Here is a 16,836-nt window from a genome sequence, read left to right as displayed (position 1 = left end):
GTTTTTGCCTAATTCTCTCAATACTCTTTCTATCTTTATAAGTGTCAAGGAGAATGAATGTGTCGAAGATGTAGGAAAAGGAGAATAACATATGTCTGAGGACATCTACAAACAGCAACATGAAATTTCCAAACTTATTGAGCAATACTCAGGTCGGGACAGTGTTCACGCTACCTCTATTCCATCTTTATTTCTCATCCGTGAATCCATTACTATTGAACCTATCTCGAGGGTTAATGAGCCTTCTTTTTGCCTCATCTTACAAGGAGAGAAGGATGTATGGTTGGGAGAGGAACTCTTTCGGTTTTGCCCTGGTAAATATATTGTGGCCTCTGTTGACCTACCAGTAACAGGTCAAGTTATCAAGGCTTCAACAGACTCTCCCTATTTGGCTTTTAAACTTGAGTTTACCCCCGGAGAAATTTTAGAGCTTTTAAACGACACTACTCTTCAAACAGCACAGAAGAAAAATACAAAAAGAGCTATGTTTATAAGCGAAGTAACACCATCTTTGTTGGACGCAGTAGTAAGGTTAGTAGGTCTGTTAGATAATCCAAAACATATCCCAGTACTTGCGCCTTTATTCAAGAAGGAAATACTGTATTGGATTTTACAGGGTCCGAATAGAGACGCTCTGGAACAAATGGCATTGAAAGGTAGCAATGCTGTCCGAATTAGAAGTATAATAGAGCACATTATCCATAACTATGAAAGATCTTTTCGAATAGAGGAGCTTGCGGAAATAGCAAACATGAGTGTCGCTTCCCTTCATCGGCATTTTAAATTGGTAACGGCCATGAGTCCTATTCAGTTTCAAAAACAATTGAGATTGCAGGAAGCTAGACGTTTGTTATTAGTTGACTCATCAGATGTAGCTGATGTTGCCTTCAGGGTGGGGTACGAAAGTCAACCGCAATTTAGTCGAGAGTATTCCCGCATGTTTGGTCTTCCACCTAGAGACGATATAAATCGAATAAAAGAGAATTACGTTTAAATAAACCAAGTAGAAAATATGCTAGATTGAAATTTGTCCGTAAAAGGTATATTTTTACGGACAGTTTTTTATATCTATCTATAATATACATAGATTGCAAATAACTATAGCTTAAGAAAAGTGTAAATCAATAAAAAGATAAGCATAGGTCCAGATATCCACTTTTTGGCCCTATAGTCTTTACTTCTATAAAATGGACGAGAAATTGAAAGATATCCTCTACATCCACTTATTATTTATTTGATTCTAAAGCTTCATAAACAGCTGTGACCACACTCCCGTAGCTTCCTGTTGTGAAAAGATCACCGAAAAATTGATTGGAATTTACAGCAGGATTCACAAGCGGCGAATGCTTTTTATTAGTGAGCAGGACGATTCCTAAGTTCTGCTCAGGGTCAATAATTGTCACCGTTCCCGTCCAGCCTGTATGACCATATGCACTGTCGCTTGCATATTTGCTGAACATCCAGTCCATGCTGTCATCGCCGTTTAATCTCCAGCCGAGACCGTATGTTGAGTTCATCTCGGAAGGTGCTACGAATTCTTCTATCGTTTCTTTTTCAAAGAATGATTCATTACCGTAACTGCCGCCATTCAGCATGACTTGCAGAAGAACAGCGAGATCACTAGTTGTAGAGAATAAGCCGGCATGTCCAGAAACACCTTCCATTGAATAAAATGCTTTTTCATCATGTACTTCACCTTGTAATGTATATGTCCGAACATTCGGGAAGCTGATGACACCATCACGCGTATTCCCCATTAATTCAGTTGCAGCAAAATCTTTTGGTTTAAAACCCTTTTGAAGAGGATTGAACATAGTGTGCTTAAGACCTAAAGGTTTGTAAATAGCATTTTCAACATAATCATCAAGTTTTTGTTCGGTGACCTTTTCAACTATATACCCTAAAAGCATATAATCTACATCGCTATATATGTTTTTGGTGCCCGGTTTATATTCCAGCGGTGTTTTAGTCAGCATTTTCAATGTCGTTTCACGATCTTGGGAATATAGATCGCCGGCTACTTCAGGATTATGATATGCGGGATCGGCCGGAAAACCAGCACTGTGATGCAGAATGTCGACCAAACGTATAGTATCCTTTCCTTTGATCTTGTCTGTCGGTTCATCTTTAAATTCAGGAATATATTCTTGTACCCGTGAATTTAAATCAATTTTCCCTTCGCTGACAAGTTTCTGAAGGGCAAAATTTGCTGCATACATCTTAGTATTTGATGCGATATCAAACATGGTGTCCTTTTTCATTTTCAAAAACTTATTAAGTGGTGTATGTCCCTCAAACTTTTGTTTATAACCGTAGCTTTCATTCTTCACGATTTTACCGTCTTTTATGACAATCAGTGCTGCTCCAGGAAAGCCGGCGGCCACTTCTTTTTCAATCAACTGATCCACTTTTTCAAGTTTTTCAGACGAAAACCCGACTTCCTCCGGCTTTTTTGCTTTTGTTAAAGTAGGATATTCAACGTGTGCTTGAGGAGATGTTTTTTCATTTGACTCCGCAAAAGAAGCAGAAGGTACAAGTAATGAGATAGCCAAAACGGAAGTTAGTGCACAGCTTGTCCATTTTTTCATCATGTTTCGTTTCCCCCTCGAAATCGTATTTTGATAACTTATGTAACAACCAATCAATTTACTTTAAATAATTATGAATGCGTTTACATTATAATCTTATCAATTATAAATATAGTCGTCTATACCATTTATGGTTCTAGTGTGAAAATAATGCAATAGAAACATAGAATGGTAATATCCTGTTAAACTTAAGATGATGCAGCTACTCAAAATAATTTATGAATGAATTCAGCCTCATTTTGAACAAACTTTTCCCCGTGATGAGGTTGATCCTTTTTAACCGTATTCATGGCTTCGATACCATTCAAAATATAGGTGGCTTTTCGAAACGACTTCAATCCTAACGTGGAACGAACACGCTTCCTGATAAAACGTTTCTTCATCATTTCTACCAAGTCAAGGAAACTTAAATTGTACCTTAGGTACCATCTGACAGTTAACAAAATGATATTAGGTTGATAGTGTTTCCACATAAATAAGTTTTGCTTTTCCACACTGATCACGCCCTTCTTTTAGAATACTAGTATCAGTATGTCCAAAATTTAGAGATTAGTTTCAAGTCGGCTGCAATTTTGCACCAGAGCCAAAATATTTAACCTTCATCTGCAAGCTTCATTTTTAATTGTTTACCCGGAAATGATAACAGGTTATAATCAGAACTATGTATTTTCGGGTATCGAATTAAATCTACATTTTGGTCCCTTTGTGCTTAATGTAGGATGGGAGCTTGTAGCCTACATTTCTGTAGTGAAATGAAATACAAACTATATAGAAAGGCGAGGAAAAATTGAATACATTTAGTGGAAAAAAAAGAATTCAACTTGCGATACTTTTGGGATCACTTGGACTCTTAGGTCCTTTTACAATTGATACATATTTACCTTCCTTCCCTACAATCGTAAAAGATTTTCATACTACGGCATCACTCGTACAAATTAGTTTGACAGCATGCTTATTAGGATTGGGAGCAGGACAATTATTTATTGGCCCATTGAGTGACGTGAAAGGCCGTCGTAAACCTTTACAATTGTTTCTTTGTTTATACTTATTAGCTTCTTTAACTTGCTCGTTTTCACCGAATATCTATTTCCTTATTGTGGCTCGTTTTGTCCAAGGATTTTCCGCAGCAGGCGGACTTGTGGTTTCAAGAGCTGTCGTCAGGGACCTTTTTAGTGGAAAGGAACTGACCAAATTTTTTACTTTAATTGTATTAGTCGGTAATCTCGGCCCAATCGTTGCACCGATTGCTGGAGGAGCCATTCTTTCGTTTACCAAGTGGAATGGAGTTTTTATTGTTTTAGCTTGTATTGGAGCTATATTAATCTTCATGGTTTCTCTAAAACTACCAGAAACGTTACCACCTGAAAAACGTGTACCTAGTAATCTGCCACAGCTCATGAGCAATTTTGGATCCTTATTCAAGGAACGGGAATTCATGGGATACGCATTCACACAAGGATTCACGACAGCTGGAATATTTGCTTATGTATCTGGTGTTCCATTTGTCTATCAAAATATTTATCATGTTTCTCCGCAACAGTTCAGTCTACTCTTTGGAGTTAATGGTTTAGGCTTGATTATTGGAAGTCAGTTGGTTGGACGCTTGGCCGATCGCATTTCGGAGCGGACATTTTTAAAGATAGGACTGGGAATTTCTATGGCAGCAGGAGCAATCCTACTCATCGCTCTTCTTTTAAAAGCTCCATTAATTGCCGTGGCGATCCCGATTTTCTTTTTTGTCTCATCAATCAGTATTATTGGTACTACGTCCTTTGCATTAGCCATTGAATCACAAGGACATATTGCAGGCAGCGCCTCCGCATTATTAGGCTTATTGCCATTTGTACTCGGATCGCTATCATCCCCTCTTGTTGGAATAGCGGGATCGTATACCGGTGTTCCAATGGGCATTACGATCTTTGGTGCTAGCTTGTTGGCATTTCTTTCCTATTTTATTTTAGTTCGAAAGCGTTCGGTTAGGATGCGGAGGCCCAATGATGCTGAACAAGGTTCTAGGCTATAATGTGGATTTAAGTCAATTGGACAGTTGACATGTAAGAAGAAAAAAACATTAACGTTATTAACAACACGCCCCAAGTGATGAGTCATCACTTGGGGCTGTTTTCGTTTTGATGCATTGTTTCTATAACTAAAATGAGCCAAACTATACAACTATTGCATACAAGTTTGCGTATTTTAAGCTCTTTTATTGTTTTCTTTTGTGCACTAAAGCCAATTCGTTGAATAAGAAAAGGGACATATACTTCACAAACTGGCCCTTTTGTATTATAAGGTCAACAGGAAAAATCAATACAAAAGTTTATCATACTTTATTTTAAATCTACATTATGAGAAAAATAAGGGATATAAAACGCCCGTAAAAGTATACCTAAATGAAAAAGCACAAACTCGTTGTCACTCAACAGGTTTGTGCTTTTTCCACTTCTTATTTTTCATCGATAGCTTATTTTGGGTTTCAATTGTATAATTGAACGGTTAACCTGATTGGTTTTAATCGCATTTAATAGTACATCAACAAGGTTTTGTGCAATGATGTGAGATGGTACACCAACAGAATAAATTGGGGTATCAATTGATTTAAATTGATCAATATTATCATAAGAAAAAATGGTATGTGCATTTACATTGTCTTTCAGATTATGAAGAAGTCCCCTTGTGATATCATAGCTACCACAAATAATCCCTCCATTAAGTTTATTATTAACTAAGAAAGCTTTTATAGCTCGACTAGCACCCTCTTCTGATAACCCTCCGGAATGAATCATACGATAGGATATATTTCTTTCTTGACAATGACTTATAAAGGTGTCTTTTTTAACAATTTGTCTCATATCATTGGTGTGAATATCACCAATATAATCAATTTGTTGGTATCCTTGGTTAATTAGTGCGTCAATGGCTTGTTTCATTGCTAAATCGTGATTGACATTGATTGTTGGATAGTCTAATTCTCTTTCGACTCCATAAGCAACTACTGGTATGTTCTTAGTAATCTTTGTTGGTAATGTCGTATGTTCACCTTCATCGAAAATGATAACTCCATCAAATCGTAATTCCAAAAATTTTTGTGCTGCAGTTATAGGGTCTTCAATAGAAATTACCATAAAATAGCCCTCTTTTTTTAATGCCTGATTAATCTGAGAGGCTAGGGTTGTTATTGCCACTCTGTCTACAGCCGGCCAAATTAATCCGATGGTATTACTTCGATTGGAAACTAGGGATCTGGCTGAATTGTTAGGTATATAATTCATTTCCTCGGCTTTTTCTTTAATTATTCTCTTTGTTGCTTCGGTAACCAGTGGGGAATCTTTTAAAGCCTTACTTACCGTTGAATAGCTCACACCACATTCGCGTGCGATATCTTTTAATGTTACTGCCATCGTTTTTACTCCTTGATAAATCTCTATTGATTTATTATTATGATAATTATATCATAATATATAGATGTAATGAAAAAATTGCACACAAAAATAACAACGTTGTTATTTTCCTTAAGGAGGGAATTAATGGACTAATGAAAGTATTATTTTTGACGATATGGATTGGTGTAGATATGTAGAAAAGCTTAATGATAAAGGGGGAGAGAGGATGGGGAAATTTCTAATACTTATTGTAAGCGTTTTAATAATCTTAGCTGGTTGTTCTAACTCTAAAGCAAATGGAACAGCAGAAGGAACAAAAGAATTAGTCCTCGCACATAATCAACCGACAAACCATCCAGTGCATAAATCGTTAGTAGATTTTAAAGAACGTTTAGAGAAAAAGTCTAATGGGAGACTCAAACTAAAAATTTATGCAAATGGACAACTAGGTAGTGAACGTGAAGTAATTGAAATGACACAAACCAATGCAATTCAATTTACAAAAGTATCTGCCAGTGCTTTGGAAAGTTTCTCAGAATCCTATTCATTATTTAGCATGCCTTATCTTTTTGAATCGCAAAAAAGTTATCGAGCTATTATGAAAAAACCAGAAATCCAAAAAGCGTTTTTTAATACAACGGAAGATAACGGATTTATAGGTGTTACTTACTATGACGCCGGTGTAAGAAACATGTATACAAAAGATCGTATCATCAAAACAAACGCTGATATGAAAGGATTAAAAACACGAGTTCAGCCAAGTAAGACAAGTGTTCAGATGATTGATGCCCTCGGTGGTACCCCTACGCCAATGTCTTTTAGCGAAGTATATACAGCTCTGCAATCAGGAATTATTGACGCAGCTGAAAATAATGAAACCGCCTTAACAGATAATAAACATGGGGAAGTTGCAAAACATTATTTCTATACAGAACATGCGATGGTTCCGGATATCTTAATCATGAATAAAGATGCTTATGATCAATTAACTAATCAAGAAAAGAAGTGGCTAAAAGAGGCAGCAGAAGAATCTACCGTCTTACATGAAAAGCGATGGGATAAACAAGTAAGAAAAGCGATTGAAACAGCTAAGGAAGATATGGATGTGGAATTTCATGAAGTTAATAAAGCCTCGTTTTTGAAAGCTGTAAAGCCTTTGCAAGAACAATTTAAAAATAACAAAGAAACGAAGGAGCAATACGAACTAATAAAGGAGGTGGAGAAAAATGAGTAAAATAAAAAATTTAATCGATAAGCTTCTTCTTATAGTTACCGGTATATTGTTAACCGTTATGGCTATCCTATCTATTTGGCAAGTTATAGCAAGGTATGTATTAAATACACCAAGTACGGTAAGCGAAGAAATCATACGGATGTTATTAATATGGTTTTCCTTAACTAGTGCAGCCTATGTTTTTGGTCAAAAAAAGCATATTGCTATTCTCTTTATTCGAGAGAAATTTCACAAGAAAACACAGCGAATGATTGAAATATTGTCAAATATTATTCTATTAATTATTGCCATTGTTCTCATGATAGGGGGAGGGATACAAGTTGTTAATTTAACACTTTCCCAAGTAGCCCCTGCAACGGGTATATCCATGGCAACAATGTATGGAGCACTTCCTGTTTCAGGAGTATTTGTTGCATTTTATGCCATTCATAGTTTAACTACAAGTGATATAACACGGTCAGAGAATGGAAGTGAAGTATTATGACTATCATCGCTGGTTTCGTCTTATTTATTTCTTTTTTCATTTTACTTGCTTTAGGTATCCCGATAGCTATATCCATTATCATTAGTGCCATTTGTACATTGTTTTTAATCCTACCATTTGATGTCACTATTATTACTGCAGCACAGCGTATGGTAACAGGTATTGATAACTTTACAATGCTCTCCATTCCCCTATTCGTCTTAGCAGGCATATTAATGAATAATGGTGGAATCGCATTTAGACTCGTAAACTTTGCAAAGGTACTGGTGGGGAGAATGCCTGGTTCATTAGCTCATACAAATATCGTTGGCAATATGTTATTTGGCTCTATTTCAGGTTCAAGTGTAGCAGCAGCTGCTGCTATGGGGAGGATTATGACACCCTTGCAAGTAACTCAAGGTTATAAAAAGAGTTATTCAGCTGCAGCCAATATCTCTTCTGCCCCAGCAGGATTATTAATACCACCAAGCTCATTATTGATTGTTTATTCATTAGTCAGTGGTGGTACCTCTATTGCTGCATTATTTATGGCAGGTTATATTCCAGGAATCTTATGGGGATTGGCATGTATGGGTGTTGCATATGTTCTGGCTAAGAAAGAAGGATATCCCATTTCGGAACGCATTTCTTGGGGAGATAGAATTTTTTTAATTATTAACGCAATTCCAAGCTTATTACTAATTGTTATCGTAATGGGTGGTATTGTAGCAGGAGTCTTTACTGCAACTGAAGGTGCTGCGGTAGCTGTATTATATGCCATGATACTATCACTCTTCTATAAGAGTTTAAAATTAAAAGATATACCAAACATCTTAAAGGAAACTGTTGAAATTACAGGAATGATATTGTTATTAATTACAGCCTCTGCCCTGTTTTCATTAGTTATGAGTTTTACAGGCTTACCAGAAGCTATCTCAAATGGAATCTTATCATTAACGGATAATCCTATCTTACTCTTATTATTAATGAACCTTATTTTATTAGTGGTTGGTACGTTTATGGATATTACACCTGCAGTTTTAATATTCACACCCATTTTCTTACCAATTTCAGAAGCCATCGGTTTAGACCCTGTGCACTTCGGTATTGTAATTGCATTTAATCTATGCCTGGGTAATATCACACCACCAGTAGGTAGTGCATTATTCGTAGGTGCTAGTGTAGCGAATGTGAGAATTGAAAATGTCATTCGTACGCTCGTTCCGTATTTTGTTGTCCTAATCGTTATGTTACTGATTATTACATTTATTCCACAATTGTCATTGTTTTTACCAGAATTATTTGGGATTTAATGAATAAACCAACTAGGGAGTGATTATATGGAGTTAATCAAAGATAATTTTTTACTTACAACGGCTAAATCTAAACATTTGTATCAAACAATACAAAATGTACCTATTTATGATTTCCATTGCCATTTAAGCCCGAAAGAGATATATGAAGATAAAAACTTCAGTAATATAACAAAATTATGGCTTAGCCATGACCATTATAAGTGGCGATTAATGCGCGCGTATGGCATTGATGAATCATTAATTACTGGTAATGGCGATGATTATGAAAAGTTTAAAGCTTTCATGGACATGTTACCCAAGACAATTATGAATCCTATGTATCATTGGTGTTACTTGGAACTAGCTAGATATTTTAACTATTATGAGCCTGTTCAACATACCACTCCAGAGAAACTATATAACTATTTAAATGCTAAATTACAGGAATCATCCTATTCACCGCGTCAATTAATTGAACGAAGTAATGTAAAAGTCATTTGTACCACTGATGATCCATGTGACAATTTGAAATACCATCAACTTATAAAGGAAGATTCAACATTTAATGTCTCGGTCCATCCAACTTTTAGACCCGATTCATATCTCACTCTTAACGAGAAGACAATTCATACGTCCATCGAAAAGTTAAATAACGCGACTAATCAAAGAATCCAAACACTAGATGATTATATAAATGCATTGCTCATAAGAATTGAGTATTTCCATCATCATGGTGCAAGAAGTTCGGATCAAAGTTTTTCCGAGTTAATCTTAACTGGACTGGAAAAAGAAAAAGCTGAATCTTATTTTAGCTCATTAAAGCTTGGAGAATCTCTAGACAGCCAATCGCTAAAATTACTATCTGGTTATATATTAACGGAACTATCCAAAGCGTATAAGAAACATGGATGGGTAATACAGTTACATCTTGGACCTTTACGAAATAATAATTCTATTCAACTCACTAATATTGGAAAGGATGCTGGCTTTGATAGTATAGGTGATCCACTTAATGCAAAAGAATTAAATGCATTATTGGATCATTTAAATGTCAACGATGCATTAAGCGATACTATTATTTATCCAAACAATGCTAATGATCATTTGATGGTTCAAGCAACAGCAGGAAACTTTACGTCAAACAAGGTGAAAGTTCAACTAGGCGCTGCATGGTGGTACAACGATACAAAAGAGGGAATGAAACAACATCTAATTGATTATGCAAATGTGGGTTTATTATCTCAATTTGTTGGAATGTTAACTGATTCTAGAAGTCTACTTTCCTATTCACGTCATGAATACTTTCGAAGAATTCTATGCCAACTGCTTGGAAAATTAGTAGAAGACGGTGAAATCGAAGATAATCAGGAATTGCTGACTGGAATATTGAAAGATATTTGTTTTAACAATGCTGTAAGGTTATTTAATATTGAGAATATTGAGGAGGTAAAATAATGAAATTATCATTTAGATGGTATGGAGATAATGATCCGGTGAAACTACAGAATATTAAACAAATCCCCGATATGAAGCATATCGTTTCCGCCATTTATGATGTACCTGTGGGGGATATTTGGCCAAAGGAAAGAATTGCTGATCTAAAATCATCAGTCGAAAAGGAAGGGCTTTCATTATCAGTTATTGAAAGTTTACCAGTCCATGAATCTATTAAACTGGGCGAAGGAAGTCGCGATCAATTAATAGAAAATTACAAGGAATCTTTAAAGAATTTAGGAGAAGTGGGAATCAAAACCGTTTGCTACAACTTTATGCCTGTATTTGATTGGACGCGTACCGATCTTAATTACGTGTTAGAAGATGGGTCGGAAACACTTATGTATGATAATGATGTGGTGAAAAATCTTGATCCTATTACAACGAATCTCCATCTACCAGGCTGGGATGAAAGTTATACAAAAACGGAAATGTCTTCTTTAATTCGAAAATACCGGACAATGACAGATGATGATTTATGGGATAACCTTACTTATTTTTTAAATGAGGTCCTGCCAGTTGCAGTAGAGTGTGATATTAATCTTACTATTCATCCAGATGATCCACCTTGGTCAATCTTTGGAATTCCGAGAATAATTAAAACAAAAGAAAGTTACGAGAAACTTTTAAACATAAATAATGTGAAGAATAACGGGATTTGTTTTTGTACAGGTTCACTTGGTTGCTTAGAAGAGAACAATTTACCCGAAATGATTCGAACATTTGGAGATCATATTCACTTTGTTCACATGCGCAATATTAAACGTCTTGGCAATCATTCATTTGTAGAAACTGGACATTTATCCAAAGAGGGTTCTGTTGATATGAAAGAAGTAATTAAAGCACTGAAAGATATTAATTACAAAGGTACCATTCGCCCTGATCATGGTCGTATGATTTGGGGAGAAACAGGCAAGGCTGGATATGGTCTATATGATAGAGCCTTAGGCGCCACGTATATCAATGGACTAATTGAAGGGGTAGATAAATAATGGAACAGCAATTTAATGGTTTAAATGTTGTTATAACTGGTGCAAGTGGTGTTATTGGCAAAACATTTGTCAAAGCCCTAGTTCATGCAGGTGCAAATGTGGGGTTAATAGGGCGAAACATAGAGAAGTTAGAGGATGTTATCGCTGATATAGACCCTAATAATAACCAGACAGTTGCTTTAACAGCAGATGTGTTAGATAAAATATCATTAATAGAATCAAAACAGAAATTCAATCAGCAATTTGGTAAAGTAAATGCATTAATTAACTGCGCAGGTGGTAATCACCCTGACGCTACGACAATGGATGAGCACTTTAATCGGCAATCTGAAAAGAGCTTCTTTGATTTAAGTGAAGAAGGCGTTGAACATGTCCTTAAACTGAATTATACAGGGAGTTTCTTACCAACCCAAGTATTTGGTGAAGATTTAACGGAAGGTGAAGGCAATACCATTATTAATATTTCTTCCATGAATGCATTTCAACCACTTACTAAGATTCCAGCATATAGTGGAGCAAAAGCTGCAATTAGTAACTTCACCCAATGGTTAAGTACTTATTTTGAGGGAAAAGTACGTGTGAATGCTATTGCACCAGGTTTTTTTGAGACTTCCCAAAATAAAGAATTATTAAGAGATAAAGATGGTTCTTATTCTGAACGTGCCCATAAAATTTTAAGTCAAACACCTATGAAACGTTTTGGTAATCCAGAAGAGTTAATTGGTACGTTATTTTGGTTGCTTGATAGTAACGCCAGTCGTTTTGTAACAGGGGTTATTGTCCCAGTTGATGGTGGATTTTCATCGTATTCAGGAGTATAAAAAATGCCTGTCCTCAATAGTCTTGTATAAGACATTTGAGGACAGGCATTTTTCTCTCCAAGAACTGTGTTATTAATTAATGAAAATCAAGCCATTTTTAGGCATACACCTAAAAAATGGCTTGATTTTTTTATCATGAATAAACTAGTCCGTCTATTGAATTTTCCCACTTGGAATTACATCTTATTCGAAATAATAGCTTTTCACTTCCGTCAACTCATGGTTATACATTGGTATGGAGGAAGACTTTCTAATGAATAATGGAATGTGTTCAAGCGTTGTCGGTACTGTAATAGTCTGGCCACCTTTATAGGATTCATTGGTATGATAATTTACCCATCCTTCTTCATTTTTAGGTAAATAAACGTTTCTTTCTGTTTGACCTTGTTCAACAATAGGACAAACAAGTATTTTATTTCCTAACATAAAATCATCGGTATCAAGATACGTGTTCTGATCATTATAAAAGTCATAAAATGTCGGTCTAATAATTGGTTCAAAATGAGAATGGGAATATTCTACAAGCTCTTGTAAATAGGGAGTTAATCGCTCATGGAAATGCATAGCACTCTTCACTTCGTCTATAACTTCAGGGTGCATCCAAGCTTCATTAACCGAACCATCACTATTCCACGAATGAATAGAAAATCGTGGATAAAATACCCCACATTGAACCCATCTTAGAAATAACTCTGGAGCTGGTTTTGGTCCAGAAAAACCACCTATATCATGCCCGAAATTGAAAACACCTGATAAACTTAATCCTATGGCCATCTTATTATTAAACTTTAATGTATGCCAGCTTGTATGGTTATCTCCAGTCCATGTTTGCACATATTTACCCATACCAGCACATCCGGAGCGACTAATAACATAAGGCATGTTATCTTGATGATAATTCATTTGAATTTCTCTTGACGCTTTCATCATAAGTAATGGCATGATTGCTTTGTATTGATTAAATTTGCCTCCCTGACCAAATCCATAAACTTGAGCTTCATCATCCCAAATTTCAAATTCATTATTATCGTTCCATGTACAATTAATATGGTTATCAAGAAGCGTAGTCTTTATCTTATCCTGCCACCACGTTATTGTGTTTGGGTTAGTAAAGTCTAAATAGTATCCTTTATCATCCCAGAATTGAATAAGCAAAGGTTCACCATGTTCATCTTTGACGAATCCATCAAATGCTAAAACTTCATGCAAAAGTGGATGATTAAGCATAAGTGAGGGTTTAATGTTAGCAACTATTTCAACACCCCGAGCTGTGAAAGATTTTCCAAATGCTTTAGGATCAGGAAACTTATCATAATTCCAATTAAACACATAACGCTTATCCTCAATAGATGTGTAACCAGATGACAAGTGGAATGAGCGTACAGATATTTGATGTGTTTGGCATTGTGATAGAAAATGTTTCATTCTTTTATGGGAATTTGGTTCATCCGTATACTGCATGGTGGAACCAGAATAAGATAGACTCCATTGAGGCATCATAGTTGGTCGCCCTGTTAGCCAACTGAATCTTTGGGTGACATTTTTCACTTTAGGTCCAGCAATTACATAATAATCTAGAAAACTACTTTTCGTTTCATAATAACGATAGTGACCATGATAATTATCTAATTCTTGACCAAAATCAAATACCGAATCTTGATAGTCATCGTAGAATATACCAATCGCTTGGTCTACATCAGGTTTATAGGTGATATAAAAAGGGATATGTTTATACAAGGGATCCGTTGCTTCAGCATTATAACCCATAGCATCAATATTCTTCATACGAAAGCGCCTTCCGTGTCTATTAGCAACCCCTGTTTTTTCCCCCAAACCAAAATACATCTCATTTTCATGTCGTTGTAAATAGTGACATGTTGGATGATTTGGACTAATGTGATGTTTGTAACTTTGTGTACGGCGGTCAGTAAGTACTTCCACATATTCTTCTGTTTTATCCTTTTGAAACCAGGAAAGGTAAAAATCTTCTTTCTGAATAACTAATTTAATTTGAGATGTACATATCTCTAGCGTATCTTCCGTTTCAGTAAACGTATAATTCGGACAGGAGAATGGTGACATATCTTGACGTGAAATACCTTCAAAAGGCAAGGGCGTATCTCCAGGAGTAACTGTCCAAGTTGGGAAATTAATTTCCTTTTGTTCGTTCATGCTTATATTAATTATATATGGTTCTAGTACCCGAATATTGCAATAAATACGATCTACATTATCATATAAAACAATTTGATTATGTTTATGTTCAATTACTTGAAAAACACTCATTTTATCACTCCCATACTAATAACAACGTTGTTATTATAAATATGACATAATATCGATGAAAAATAAAGAATTAATATAGGAATATTTTAAAATGAATATTTTGTAGTGAGTTTTTATCTGACAATTAACTTCTAGTGTAAAAAATTCAAGAAAATTGCAAGTAATCCTTAAATCGCGGACATATTGTTACTATCAGTCTAAAAAAGGAAAACTTGTTCAGGGGACCCTTAACCTTCATGCCTTTTTTGAAAGGAAAGGCCCCCCTTTCTTTTATAGAGCATGATACTTTGTATATCTCTTGAAGATAAACAGATATTATTTTGCCTTTTGAGCAAACTACTCGAGATAAGTAAATTATCATTCTTAAAAGCTGATGTGTAATGAAAAAACCTACTGTTCAAAACTCAGTAGGTTTTTCTATTTTTAGACTATACCTGACATCCAATTTTATTTGAAACAAAGCATTGTATGTCATTTTTTAATGTCACAATTTTTTTATCAATATTGTAACTCTTATTTTAAATTCATAGTAAATGATTCAATGTTACAGTAAGTAGTCCTTTAAAGATTGCTGTAGTGTTCCTTTTGTGATGGCTTTTTGATTGAAATTAATGCCAAGGTGAATCATCTCTCTCACCAGTTCTGGTCTCAACCCGGTAATAACCGTTTCACATCCCATCATACTAATTCCCTCTAGTACTTTATGGAAATGATCGATAACGATCTCATCCATATCAGTAATACCTGATAAATCCATAATTAACGTCTGAATTCGGGTCTTTGCAATATCCATTAGTACCTTTTCTTCAATGATGTCCATTCGATACGAATCAATATTTCCTATTAAAGGAAGAATTGCAACAGTAGGACTAATTGGGATAATCGGTACAGATAGATGTTCTACGTCTTTTCTTTGTCTATAGATTAATTGGTCTTTAAAATCCGAATAGCTTAGGAAAAAGGTATTGAGAAACTGATCAATGTTATTATTAATTTGTTTCTCTAACTCAAAAAAATCCTCCCTAATACTAGGTAAGTTGAATTCGGATTGGTATTCATAAATGGTTTTCCACAATGATCTTCTTATCGCCTGAACCCATTCCAGCTTAAAAGCTAAAGTAAGGGAATGCTGAGCCCAGGCAACACCTTCCTGTTTAGCAAATTCAACAATATCTTGGTGGTTGTTCTCCAAGATATAAACCACTAATTTTTCAGCATTCTTTAAGAGATCAATATTACCTTGCCTTAGAATATCGTGAATAACCTCTGCCACATTTACGGCTTCTGATAACAACTTCTGTTGAAAATCTTCTCTTTTATCCTCAACGTAATGAATCATATCGTGAATCTCAAGTCTGCCATTCTCCATTCAACATACTCCTTTCAGAATAAATCATCCAACTTATGAACTATAATAAAGAATCTTATTTTTATAATATAATTAAGATAGACTATATGGCAACTATTTTAAGGGAGTTAGAATAACCTACCATACTTCTCTAATTCGGTATTATAACTCGAGTATATAAAATGCTGCTAATTCTAATATGCTCCTATTGGAGAAAGAGGCCTGACAAACAAGATTTTTAATCAAACATCATTACAAATTATCATTACTTTAAATAATCGAACTCTATTTTAGATGTACACTCTTACAGATTTACCACAAAATCATTATACTAATAACATATTTTTCCTATTCAAAAGATCTTTACTGAGGATAAGCAAGGATCTTTTTTTAACATATGAAGTTTAATATTAATTAGTTTACAAAATGTTGATTATAAGAAATAAATATGACAGATCTACCTTAAAGGTATTTTTTTATCATCTAGTATGATAAGGCGAGAATAAATTACATTATTTGGTTCCTTTGTACCTAAGGTTTCCTTATAATGAGAAAGAATGTATGTATGAATGAGCATAACCGAACTCAAAAAAATGCTTCATAATCTGATTGAATATGAAGACTGCACGATTATACATACTATCCCTGGTTTAATAGAATTGTGTTATTGCAAAGAATCTAGCGCTTTTCAAGTTACTACATTTGCTGATAGAAATGTTTTCTCATATTATGATGTAGAGACGGCTTCTGATGCATTATATAGAGCTTTAAATCTTGACCAAAAAGAAGACCTTTAAGGGGGTCTTCTTTCTGATATATAGTAGATGAAATTAGTTTAGTCGGGTAGGCAGGCACTCTCACGAGCGCCCGCCCCCCTAAGAACCGTACGTGACAGATTTCCCGTCATACGGCTCAAGCCTTCTTTTTATCCG

At 35.1% G+C, this 16,836-nt stretch carries 12 protein-coding genes and 1 pseudogene; 8 read left to right on the top strand and 5 right to left on the bottom strand.

Annotation, left to right across the window (positions count from 1 at the left end):
* Positions 1-91: 91 nt before the first annotated feature.
* A complete protein-coding gene (locus B9N79_RS23095) occupies positions 92-994 on the top strand; it encodes an AraC family transcriptional regulator (RefSeq protein WP_085119035.1) in 903 nt (300 codons plus the stop codon).
* Between the two features lie 232 nt (positions 995-1,226).
* Here the strand turns inward: B9N79_RS23095 and pbp4b are convergent, their stop codons facing one another.
* Together pbp4b and B9N79_RS27025 are read right to left on the bottom strand one after the other, a co-directional pair.
* Positions 1,227-2,588, bottom strand: a complete 1,362-nt coding sequence (gene pbp4b / locus B9N79_RS23090) for a penicillin binding protein PBP4B (protein ID WP_085119139.1) — start codon at positions 2,586-2,588, stop codon at positions 1,227-1,229.
* A gap of 371 nt (positions 2,589-2,959) precedes the next feature.
* A pseudogene (locus B9N79_RS27025) lies at positions 2,960-3,082 on the bottom strand (IS6 family transposase); the annotation flags it as partial.
* Positions 3,083-3,375: 293 nt separating this feature from the next.
* Between B9N79_RS27025 and B9N79_RS23080 the strand changes: the two are divergent.
* Positions 3,376-4,611, top strand: a complete 1,236-nt coding sequence (locus tag B9N79_RS23080; protein ID WP_085119029.1) for a Bcr/CflA family multidrug efflux MFS transporter — start codon at positions 3,376-3,378, stop codon at positions 4,609-4,611.
* 430 nt (positions 4,612-5,041) lie between these two features.
* Here B9N79_RS23080 and B9N79_RS23075 read toward each other — a convergent pair whose 3' ends face one another.
* Complete coding sequence (locus B9N79_RS23075; RefSeq protein WP_040060069.1) at positions 5,042-5,989, bottom strand: LacI family DNA-binding transcriptional regulator; 948 nt, start codon at positions 5,987-5,989, stop codon at positions 5,042-5,044.
* 208 nt (positions 5,990-6,197) lie between these two features.
* Between B9N79_RS23075 and B9N79_RS23070 the strand changes: the two genes are divergently transcribed.
* Genes B9N79_RS23070 through B9N79_RS23045 form a run of 6 tightly spaced genes read left to right on the top strand, consistent with a single transcriptional unit; the run spans position 6,198 to position 12,270 of the window.
* Complete coding sequence (locus B9N79_RS23070; protein WP_085119027.1) at positions 6,198-7,205, top strand: TRAP transporter substrate-binding protein; 1,008 nt, start codon at positions 6,198-6,200, stop codon at positions 7,203-7,205.
* Positions 7,198-7,689, top strand: coding sequence for a TRAP transporter small permease (locus B9N79_RS23065; protein WP_085119024.1), 492 nt, complete (start codon positions 7,198-7,200; stop codon positions 7,687-7,689). The genes B9N79_RS23070 and B9N79_RS23065 overlap by 8 nt, the downstream gene beginning before the upstream one ends.
* Positions 7,686-8,981, top strand: a complete 1,296-nt coding sequence (locus B9N79_RS23060; protein WP_085119021.1) for a TRAP transporter large permease — start codon at positions 7,686-7,688, stop codon at positions 8,979-8,981. Before B9N79_RS23065 ends, B9N79_RS23060 begins: the two co-directional genes overlap by 4 nt.
* A 27-nt stretch (positions 8,982-9,008) precedes the next feature.
* Positions 9,009-10,418 carry a glucuronate isomerase gene (gene uxaC / locus B9N79_RS23055; RefSeq protein WP_085119019.1) on the top strand — a complete coding sequence of 470 codons (1,410 nt, stop codon included), beginning with the start codon at positions 9,009-9,011 and terminating at the stop codon, positions 10,416-10,418.
* Positions 10,418-11,449, top strand: coding sequence for a mannonate dehydratase (uxuA, locus tag B9N79_RS23050; RefSeq protein ID WP_085119016.1), 1,032 nt, complete (start codon positions 10,418-10,420; stop codon positions 11,447-11,449). The genes uxaC and uxuA overlap by 1 nt, the downstream gene beginning before the upstream one ends.
* A complete protein-coding gene (locus B9N79_RS23045; RefSeq protein WP_085119014.1) occupies positions 11,449-12,270 on the top strand; it encodes an SDR family oxidoreductase in 822 nt (273 codons plus the stop codon). Before uxuA ends, B9N79_RS23045 begins: the two co-directional genes overlap by 1 nt.
* A 183-nt stretch (positions 12,271-12,453) precedes the next feature.
* Here B9N79_RS23045 and B9N79_RS23040 read toward each other — a convergent pair whose 3' ends face one another.
* Entirely contained in the window at positions 12,454-14,556 is a 2,103-nt protein-coding gene (locus B9N79_RS23040) for a TIM-barrel domain-containing protein (protein WP_085119012.1), read from the bottom strand.
* 544 nt (positions 14,557-15,100) lie between these two features.
* A complete protein-coding gene (locus tag B9N79_RS23035) occupies positions 15,101-15,925 on the bottom strand; it encodes an STAS domain-containing protein (protein WP_085119010.1) in 825 nt (274 codons plus the stop codon).
* Positions 15,926-16,836 lie beyond the last annotated feature (911 nt).

Origin of the sequence: Priestia filamentosa (genome assembly GCF_900177535.1) — a bacterium.
Classification (GTDB): Bacteria; Bacillota; Bacilli; order Bacillales; family Bacillaceae_H; genus Bacillus_I; species Bacillus_I filamentosa.
This window is presented reverse-complemented; position numbering and strand designations above follow the sequence as displayed.

Coding starts and splice junctions, on each gene's coding strand:
- B9N79_RS23035 (WP_085119010.1), bottom strand. CDS start 15,925: ATGGAGAATGGCAGACTTGAGATTCACGATATGATTCATTACGTTGAG.
- B9N79_RS23040 (WP_085119012.1), bottom strand. CDS start 14,556: ATGAGTGTTTTTCAAGTAATTGAACATAAACATAATCAAATTGTTTTA.
- B9N79_RS23095 (WP_085119035.1), top strand. CDS start 92: ATGTCTGAGGACATCTACAAACAGCAACATGAAATTTCCAAACTTATT.
- B9N79_RS23070 (WP_085119027.1), top strand. CDS start 6,198: ATGGGGAAATTTCTAATACTTATTGTAAGCGTTTTAATAATCTTAGCT.
- pbp4b (WP_085119139.1), bottom strand. CDS start 2,588: ATGAAAAAATGGACAAGCTGTGCACTAACTTCCGTTTTGGCTATCTCA.
- uxaC (WP_085119019.1), top strand. CDS start 9,009: ATGGAGTTAATCAAAGATAATTTTTTACTTACAACGGCTAAATCTAAA.
- B9N79_RS23060 (WP_085119021.1), top strand. CDS start 7,686: ATGACTATCATCGCTGGTTTCGTCTTATTTATTTCTTTTTTCATTTTA.
- B9N79_RS23075 (WP_040060069.1), bottom strand. CDS start 5,989: ATGGCAGTAACATTAAAAGATATCGCACGCGAATGTGGTGTGAGCTAT.
- B9N79_RS23045 (WP_085119014.1), top strand. CDS start 11,449: ATGGAACAGCAATTTAATGGTTTAAATGTTGTTATAACTGGTGCAAGT.
- B9N79_RS23065 (WP_085119024.1), top strand. CDS start 7,198: ATGAGTAAAATAAAAAATTTAATCGATAAGCTTCTTCTTATAGTTACC.
- uxuA (WP_085119016.1), top strand. CDS start 10,418: ATGAAATTATCATTTAGATGGTATGGAGATAATGATCCGGTGAAACTA.